The following is a 7,761-nucleotide window of genomic DNA, read 5'->3' as shown; positions in this document are numbered from 1 at the left end:
TGTTTGCCGCGGTGGCAGAGAAGACCCAGCAGAAGATCGCCGGGCTGTCGATGACGGTGTACCCGGCCTTGGTGGAAGAAGCCGGGACGGTCAAGCCCGGGAATGACCCGCCGGCAAGTACGGTTTATCATGGGCAACCCTCTGTTGACCGACACGTTCCACGCCGATCGCTGGGATTACCTGTACAGCCTGCAACCAGGTGGCGGTGAACGCCAACAGGAACGCGTCAGCGTTATCTTCAACGGCAACGACCAACTGGTAAGCCTTTCCGGTGACTTCATGCCTGGCGTGAGCCGTGACGAAGCCATCCTGGGCAAGGAAAGCGGCACCACCGTGACCAGCCCTGCCGGAAATGCCGAGCAGCCAAAACCGGAAAAACCGGCCAAGCCTGGCTCTCTGCTCGATCAGATTCAGAAAGATGTCGACAACGTTGAGACTGTTCCGGTGCCAACACCAGAACCTCTGGACACCTCGCCGCAGTAATAGATGGCGAAATAAAAAGCCCGGCGAACCCGGGCTTTTTTATTGCCTGTCGATTGGCTTCAGGACTCTGAAGTACGAGCCCGGGCTTGCGCCGCCTTTGCCGCGCGCAGGCGTCGAACCTCTTTAGGGTCGGCCAGCAGTGGACGGTAGATTTCGATCCGATCCCCCGCCCGTACCAATTGCACCTCAGGCTTCGCCACCGCCTTGCCGAAGATCCCCAGCGGACAACTGTCTAGGTCCAGCTCTGGAAATTGCACACCCATTGCGGAGCATTTCACCGCCTCGCGAATCGTGGTGTCCGGCGGCACGGCAACACTGAGCAATACCTGCCGGTCGACCGCGGCATACACCACCTCGATCTCGATCATTGGCTCAGGCATGCAGCTGCTTGGCCCGCTGGCAGAATGCATCGACCAGGGTATTGGCCGCCTGATTGAACAACGGCCCCAAGGTGGCCCGAACCAGCGGACCGGCGTAATCGAACGACAAATCCAGGCTGATCTTGCAGGCCTTCTCACCCAGCGGCTTGAAAGTCCAGACGCCATGCAACTGGTTGAACGGCCCTTCTTCCAGGTTCATCTCGATCGACTGACCCGGCACCAGGGTATTGCGCGTCACGAAATGCTGGCTGAGCCCGCCCTTAGCCACAGCCAGGCTGGCCCGCATCTGCACCTCGCTGCTCTCCAGCACCTCGGACGACGAGCACCAGGGCAAGAACTCCGGATAACGCGCCACGTCATTGACCAGGTCGTACAAAAACTGCGCCGGATAAGGCAACAGGGCCGAACGTTGAATATGTGTCGTCATGTCAGCGTCATTTCCACAACTGGGCGGCAAACACTATAAGAATGCCAATGGGCGCCACATAGCGCATCAAAAACAGGGTCAGGGCGAAAAGCAGCGGGCTGCGAATCGACAGCTCATCTCGAACCGCCTCGCGCCCCATGACCCAACCCGCGAACACCACAAAGCAGAGACCGCCCAAGGGCAACATGATCCTCGAGGTGAAGAAGTCGACCACCCCGAAGAAATCCAGGCCGCCCGCCGCCCCCCATTGGTAGAGGTGGAAAGCTCCGCCTTCGCTCACGAAGAACTTGGCCTGTTGCCAGATATTAAAGGAGAACACCGTCCCCAACCCGATGAACCAGCAGGTAAACGCCAGCCAGAACGTCACCCAGCCGCGGCGGATTCGGGTCCGCTCGACCAGGTAAGCCACCATCGGCTCCAACAGCGAAATCGCCGAGCTCCAGGCGGCGATGGCCACCAGGACAAAAAACACCACGCCCATCAGCTGGCCGAACGCCACATTACCAAAGGCAAACGGCAAGCTGACGAACATCAGCCCCGGCCCCTCGCTCGGGTTCAGCCCGGCGGCAAATACGATCGGGAACAGCGCCAGCCCCGCCAGCAGCGAAACGAAGGTATCCAGCAGCGCCACCCCGACAATAGTGCCGGAAATGGACGAATGCTTCGGCATGTAAGCGCCGTAAATCATGATGGAACCGACACCGACACTCAGCGAGAAGAACGCGTGCCCCATGGCCGGCAGCAAGCCGTCGAGCAGCTTGTCGGTGCTGAAGTCGAACATGAAATGCACGCCTTCCATGAAATGCCCGCTGGTCATGCTGTAACCCAGCAGAATCACCAGCATCACGAACAGCAGCGGCATCATGATCCGCAGGCTACGCTCGAGGCCGGCCACCACGCCCTTGGCGATGACGGCCGCCGACAACAGCATGAACAGCGTATGCCACAACGTCAGCCGCCAAGGGTCGGCAATCACCTGGCCGAAATAGGCACCGACCTGATCCGCCGTCACGCCCTGGAAGTCGCCGCGCCCCATATCGATGATGTAGTCCAGCGACCAGCCACCGACCACGCTGTAAAAGGAAAGAATCAACAGGGCCGTGATCATCCCGGCGAACGCGCCCCAGGACCATCGGGCCGAATGCCCGGCCTCAAGAGCCAGGGCTCTCAAGGCATGGGCGGGGCTTTGCCGGGCGCGGCGGCCGATCAGGGTCTCGGCGAGCATCACCGGCACGCCGATCAAGGCGATGCAGGCCAGAAACTCCAGGACAAAGGCTCCACCACCGTAGACGCCAACCATGTAAGGAAATTTCCAGATACTGCCCAGGCCCACGGCCGCGCCGGTCGCAGCGAGGATGAACACCCAGCGACTGGCCCAGCCGCCGTGGACAGAAACCTTGTCCGTCGACATCAAAAACACGCCCAACCGAAAAAAAGAGCGCGCATTGTCCGGGATTCACTCAACCTGCTCAAGCACGCAGCTTCACCGTAGCCGACACGCGTGCAACTGCCTATAATGCCGCCCCTATGGCTAAACAGAAGAAACACCCAACAGGGACCATCGCGCAAAATAAAAAGGCGCGTCACGATTACTTCATCGAACATCGGTTCGAGGCTGGCATGGTCCTGGCCGGCTGGGAAGTAAAGAGTCTGCGGGCAGGCAAGGCTCAACTGGTCGACAGTTACGTGCTGCTCAAGGATGGCGAGGCCTGGCTGCTGGGCAGTCACTTCACGCCGCTGACCACTGCCAGCACCCACGTGATCGCCGACCCGGTGCGCTCGCGCAAACTGCTGCTCAACAAGCGCGAGCTGGAAAAGATTTTCGCCTCCGTGCAGCAGAAGGGTTATGCCTGTGTGTGCCTGTCGCTCTACTGGAGCAAGCACATGGTCAAGTGCGAGATCGCACTCGGCAAGGGCAAGAAGGAATACGACAAGCGTCATACCGAACGCGAACGCGACTCCGATCGTGAGTTGCATCGCGCGGTGCGCAACAAGGGCAAGGAAGAGTAACGCTCTTCACCTTGATGCCATGATCGCGAGCCGGCTCGCTCCTGCAGGGAGCGAGCCCAGGCTCATCCGCTAGATTCCCTTGCGCCGCTCCGCCCGGGCCACGCGCTGCACTTCCTGACGCACCTCTTCCAGCACTTCCTGCACATACAGAATGTGCCGGCTAGACACTTCACGCGCCTGCTCGGCACGCCCTTCGATAATCGCCTGGTACAGATCACGGTGCTGACTGATCAGCATGTCGCGGGTTTCCGTGCGCTGCTTGTACATGCCGCCGATGTTGGTCACCACGTTGCGCTTGAGCAGATCGAACAGGCCGCGGATGGTGTGCAGCAATACGGCGTTGTGGCTGGCCTCGGCGATCGCCAGGTGGAATTGCGCGTCCGCCGCGCCCTCCTCCGCCCGGCTCGCATCCCCCGCCCGGGCATAACAGTCCTGCAATGCCTCGAAAGCCGTGGCGAGGCGTTCACGATCCACATCGGTGGCGCGCAGCGCCGCGTAGTAGGCGCAGGAAGCTTCCAGGGTGTGGCGAAACTCCAGCAAGTCACGCTGGGCTTCAGGGTTGTTTTCCAACAGATGCAACAGCGGATCGCTGAAGGTCGAGCCCAGCGACTCCACCACATAGTTGCCGCCGCCCTGGCGACTGACCAGCAAACCCTTGGCCGTGAGTTTCTGGATGGCCTCGCGCAACGACGGCCGCGAAACCCCGAACTGCTCCGCCAATGCACGCTCTGCCGGCAGGCGCTCACCGGACTTCAGCGTGCCCTCGAGAATCATCCCCTCGAGCCGCTCGACAATGTCATCAGACAAACGGCGCTGACGAATCTGATCAAACCCCATCACTCATTCTCCACCATCCCGACCGTGCGCCGGGCTCTCTATTCTGGCCTATCGGGGCCGCGCCAGCACCTATCAGAACGCCTGTCGGCAAGCGGATCAGCCGTCATCCGCAGCACGCCTGCGACAAAAGTTTTAGGGCGGCAAATTGACACACCGCTCACAAGGCTTTTACCCTAGCCGACAGCGATTGTAAATTGGTCTTACCAATTAACCAAATACGCTGACCAGTGCCTGACCAACAACAATTAGGGGCCACCCCATATGCAAACCTGGCAACAGCTTTACAGCCCGCTTGGCAGCCTCGGCCTGTCCGCCCTCGCCGCCGTCATCCCGATCGTTTTCTTCTTCCTGGCTCTGGCCGTGTTCCGCCTCAAAGGACACGTCGCCGGCAGCATCACCCTGGCGTTGTCGATCCTGGTGGCGATCTTTGCCTTCCAGATGCCCGCCGACATGGCGTTCGCCGCCGCCGGTTATGGCTTCGCCTATGGCCTGTGGCCCATCGCCTGGATCATCGTCGCCGCGGTATTCCTCTATAAACTGACGGTCAAGAGCGGCCAGTTCGAGGTCATCCGCAGCTCCGTGCTGTCGATCACCGACGACCAGCGCCTGCAGGTGCTGCTGATCGGCTTCTGCTTCGGGGCCTTCCTCGAAGGCGCCGCCGGCTTCGGCGCGCCGGTCGCCATCACCGCCGCCCTGCTGGTCGGCCTGGGCTTCAATCCGCTGTACGCCGCCGGCCTGTGCCTGATCGCCAACACCGCGCCCGTGGCCTTCGGCGCGCTGGGTATCCCGATCATCGTGGCCGGCCAGGTGACCGGTATCGACGCCTTCAAGATCGGCGCCATGACCGGTCGCCAACTGCCGCTGCTGTCGCTGTTCGTGCCATTCTGGCTGGTGTTCATGATGGACGGCCTGCGTGGCGTCAAAGAGACCTGGCCCGCAGCCCTGGTGGCCGGCCTGAGCTTTGCCGTGACCCAGTACTTCACCTCGAACTTCATCGGACCCGAGCTGCCAGACATCACTTCAGCCCTGGTCAGCCTGATTGCCCTGACCCTGTTCCTCAAAGTCTGGCAACCCAAGCGTTCGTTCGCCTCGGCCACCGCCAGCGTCGGCGCCGCGGTCGTGCAGAGCGGAGGCTTCGGCAAACCGCGCACGACCCAAGCGTCGCCCTACAGCCTCGGCGAGATCTTCAAGGCCTGGTCGCCGTTCCTGATCCTCACCGTGCTGGTCACTATCTGGACCCTCAAGCCGTTCAAGGCAATGTTCGCCGCCGGCGGTTCGATGTACAGCTGGGTGTTCAACTTCGCGATTCCGCACCTGGATCAGCTGGTGATCAAGAGCGCACCTATCGTCGCCACCCCGACCGCAATCCCGGCCGTGTTCAAGCTCGACCCGGTTTCCGCGACCGGCACGGCGATTTTCTTCTCCGCGCTGGTCTCGATGCTGGTGCTGAAGATCGACTTCAAAACTGGTCTGACCACTTTGAAAGAAACCTTCTACGAGCTGCGCTGGCCGATCCTGTCCATCGGCATGGTGCTGGCCTTCGCCTTCGTCACCAACTACTCCGGCATGTCCTCGACCATGGCCCTGGTATTGGCCGGCACCGGCGCGGCGTTCCCATTCTTCTCGCCGTTCCTCGGCTGGCTGGGGGTGTTCCTGACCGGTTCGGACACCTCGTCCAACGCCCTGTTCAGTTCGCTGCAAGCCACCACCGCGCACCAGCTCGGGGTCAACGACACCCTGTTGGTAGCGGCCAATACCAGCGGCGGCGTGACCGGCAAGATGATTTCGCCGCAATCGATCGCCGTGGCTTGCGCCGCTACCGGCCTGGTGGGCAAGGAATCGGACCTGTTCTGCTTCACCCTCAAGCACAGCCTATTCTTTGCCACCATCGTCGGCCTGATCACCCTGGCCCAGGCCTACTGGTTCACCGGCATGCTGGTGCATTGAGAACACTGAAAGAACCGACGCCGGGCCACACCCCCGGCGTCTGCAATTCACACCCCGGTCTGCAAGGCTGCTGAAAGCTTGTCTCTCTATATTCAGCAGCCGCGACAGACGGATAACCGGGACCACCCGGAGACACGCCTGATGAGCGAGCTTTTTTACAACGCCGTGCCTAACGCGACCCGAGTCGCACCGCCCCTGGCCGAACCGCGGCAGTACCCCAGCGAGAAACCGTCGCGGGTCTACCTGTTCGGCACCTGCGTGGTCGACCTGTTCTATCCCGAAGCCGGGATGGATGCGATTCACCTGCTCGAGCGCGAAGGCATTCGCGTGGAGTACCCGCAAGGGCAAAGCTGCTGCGGACAGCCGGCCTACACCTCGGGCTACACCGAGCAGGCGCGCACCGTGGCCCGCTCGCAACTGGCGCTGTTCGCCGGGGACTATCCGGTGGTGGTGCCTTCGGGCTCCTGCGCGGGCATGATCCGCGAGCATTACAGCGACTTGTTCAAGGACGAGCCGCATACGTTGCAACAGGTGCAGGCCCTGGCGGCCCGTACCTACGAGCTGGCCGAGTTCCTGCTGCATGTGTGCAAGGTGCGGCTTGAGGACCATGGCGAGCCGGTCAAGGTGGCGCTGCACACCTCCTGCTCGGCACGGCGCGAAATGAACACCCACCTACACGGTCGCGAGCTGCTGGCGCAACTGGGCAACGTGGAGCGGGTCGACCACGACCACGAAAGCGAATGCTGTGGCTTCGGCGGAACTTTCAGCGTCCGAATGCCAGACATCTCCGGAGCGATGGTCGCGGACAAGACCCGTGCGCTGAAGGAGTCCGGCGCCCACCAGGTGCTGAGCGCCGACTGCGGCTGCTTGATGAATATCAACGGCTCGCTGGAGAAACAACGGGAAGCGCTGCGCGGCCAACACCTGGCCAGCTTCCTCTGGCAGCGTACCGGAGGTGCCGCATGAGCGCCCCGGAGCTGATTCCGACCACTACCGTGGCGGACGATTTTCGCACCCGGGCCCACCAGGCCCTGGGCGATCAGCAACTGCGGAACAACTTTCGCAGCGCCATGGATTCCCTCATGGCCAAACGTGCGGCGTCGTTCAGCGATGCCCATGAACGCGAACACCTTCGGGCCCTGGGCAATGCGATCAAGGCCCGGGCGTTATCCAAGCTGCCCGACCTGCTCGAGCGGCTGGAACAGAACCTGACCCGCAACGGTGTGACTGTGCACTGGGCGGAGACGGTGGACGAGGCCAATGGCATCGTCCTCTCGATCATCCGCGCTCACGAGGCGCGGCAAGTGATCAAGGGCAAATCGATGGTCAGCGAAGAGATGGAGATGAACCATGTCCTCGCTGAACAAGGCATTGAATGCCTTGAGTCGGACATGGGCGAGTTCATCGTCCAGCTCGACCACGAAAAGCCTTCACACATCATTATGCCGGCAATCCACAAGAACGCCGGTCAGGTCGCGTCCTTGTTCCACGACAAACTCGGCGTGGAGTACACCAAGGACGTCGACCAACTCATTCAGATCGGTCGCAGGGTCCTGCGGCAGAAATTCTTCGAAGCGGACATCGGCGGTCAGGTTGTCAACTGTTCAAGCAGCAGATCGACAACGCCACGCGCTTCATCCCGCTATGGGTGAAGATCGCCGTGGCCATCGCCCTGGG

Annotated in this window: 7 protein-coding genes and 4 pseudogenes; 7 read left to right on the top strand and 4 right to left on the bottom strand. The window is 61.6% G+C overall.

Annotation, left to right across the window (positions count from 1 at the left end):
• Together ACQKQA_RS29085 and ACQKQA_RS29080 are read left to right on the top strand one after the other, a co-directional pair.
• A pseudogene (locus tag ACQKQA_RS29085) lies at nt 1–110 on the top strand (hypothetical protein); the annotation flags it as partial.
• Nucleotides 97–483, top strand: a pseudogene (locus ACQKQA_RS29080) (outer membrane protein assembly factor BamE); the annotation flags it as partial. The pseudogenes ACQKQA_RS29085 and ACQKQA_RS29080, both read left to right, overlap by 14 nt.
• A 59-nt stretch (nt 484–542) precedes the next feature.
• Here ACQKQA_RS29080 and ACQKQA_RS29075 read toward each other — a convergent pair.
• Genes ACQKQA_RS29075 through ACQKQA_RS29065 form a run of 3 tightly spaced genes read right to left on the bottom strand, consistent with a single transcriptional unit; the run spans nt 543 to nt 2,701 of the window.
• Entirely contained in the window at nt 543–863 is a 321-nt protein-coding gene (locus ACQKQA_RS29075) for an RnfH family protein (protein WP_427564637.1), read from the bottom strand.
• Nucleotides 856–1,290: a type II toxin-antitoxin system RatA family toxin gene (locus ACQKQA_RS29070; RefSeq protein WP_427564636.1), complete on the bottom strand. Its 435-nt coding sequence runs from the start codon at nt 1,288–1,290 to the stop codon at nt 856–858. Before ACQKQA_RS29070 ends, ACQKQA_RS29075 begins: the two co-directional genes overlap by 8 nt.
• A 7-nt stretch (nt 1,291–1,297) precedes the next feature.
• Complete coding sequence (locus ACQKQA_RS29065; protein ID WP_427564635.1) at nt 1,298–2,701, bottom strand: sodium-dependent transporter; 1,404 nt, start codon at nt 2,699–2,701, stop codon at nt 1,298–1,300.
• Nucleotides 2,702–2,817: 116 nt separating this feature from the next.
• Between ACQKQA_RS29065 and smpB the strand changes: the two genes are divergently transcribed.
• Nucleotides 2,818–3,300: an SsrA-binding protein SmpB gene (gene smpB, locus ACQKQA_RS29060; RefSeq protein ID WP_427564634.1), complete on the top strand. Its 483-nt coding sequence runs from the start codon at nt 2,818–2,820 to the stop codon at nt 3,298–3,300.
• 69 nt (nt 3,301–3,369) lie between these two features.
• Here the strand turns inward: smpB and ACQKQA_RS29055 are convergent, their stop codons facing one another.
• Nucleotides 3,370–4,137, bottom strand: coding sequence for an FCD domain-containing protein (locus ACQKQA_RS29055; RefSeq protein ID WP_427564633.1), 768 nt, complete (start codon nt 4,135–4,137; stop codon nt 3,370–3,372).
• 261 nt (nt 4,138–4,398) lie between these two features.
• On the opposite strand from ACQKQA_RS29055, the gene ACQKQA_RS29050 reads away from it, so the two are divergent.
• The 4 genes and pseudogenes from ACQKQA_RS29050 to ACQKQA_RS29035 all read left to right on the top strand — a co-directional run.
• Entirely contained in the window at nt 4,399–6,084 is a 1,686-nt protein-coding gene (locus ACQKQA_RS29050) for a lactate permease LctP family transporter (protein WP_427564632.1), read from the top strand.
• Nucleotides 6,085–6,225: 141 nt separating this feature from the next.
• On the top strand, nt 6,226–7,050 hold the full coding sequence (locus ACQKQA_RS29045) for a (Fe-S)-binding protein (protein WP_427564631.1): 825 nt from the start codon (nt 6,226–6,228) through the stop codon (nt 7,048–7,050).
• Nucleotides 7,047–7,709: pseudogene (locus ACQKQA_RS29040) on the top strand (LUD domain-containing protein); the annotation flags it as partial. The gene ACQKQA_RS29045 and the pseudogene ACQKQA_RS29040, both read left to right, overlap by 4 nt.
• Nucleotides 7,670–7,761: pseudogene (locus tag ACQKQA_RS29035) on the top strand (hypothetical protein); the annotation flags it as partial. The pseudogenes ACQKQA_RS29040 and ACQKQA_RS29035, both read left to right, overlap by 40 nt.

Source organism: Pseudomonas sp. NPDC089530 (genome assembly GCF_050280705.1).
Classification (GTDB): domain Bacteria; phylum Pseudomonadota; class Gammaproteobacteria; order Pseudomonadales; family Pseudomonadaceae; genus Aquipseudomonas.
Note: the sequence above shows the minus strand (reverse complement) of the source record. Positions and strands in the feature narration are given on the sequence as shown.

Coding starts and splice junctions, on each gene's coding strand:
- ACQKQA_RS29065 (WP_427564635.1), bottom strand. CDS start 2,701: ATGTCGACGGACAAGGTTTCTGTCCACGGCGGCTGGGCCAGTCGCTGG.
- smpB (WP_427564634.1), top strand. CDS start 2,818: ATGGCTAAACAGAAGAAACACCCAACAGGGACCATCGCGCAAAATAAA.
- ACQKQA_RS29045 (WP_427564631.1), top strand. CDS start 6,226: ATGAGCGAGCTTTTTTACAACGCCGTGCCTAACGCGACCCGAGTCGCA.
- ACQKQA_RS29055 (WP_427564633.1), bottom strand. CDS start 4,137: ATGGGGTTTGATCAGATTCGTCAGCGCCGTTTGTCTGATGACATTGTC.
- ACQKQA_RS29075 (WP_427564637.1), bottom strand. CDS start 863: ATGCCTGAGCCAATGATCGAGATCGAGGTGGTGTATGCCGCGGTCGAC.
- ACQKQA_RS29070 (WP_427564636.1), bottom strand. CDS start 1,290: ATGACGACACATATTCAACGTTCGGCCCTGTTGCCTTATCCGGCGCAG.
- ACQKQA_RS29050 (WP_427564632.1), top strand. CDS start 4,399: ATGCAAACCTGGCAACAGCTTTACAGCCCGCTTGGCAGCCTCGGCCTG.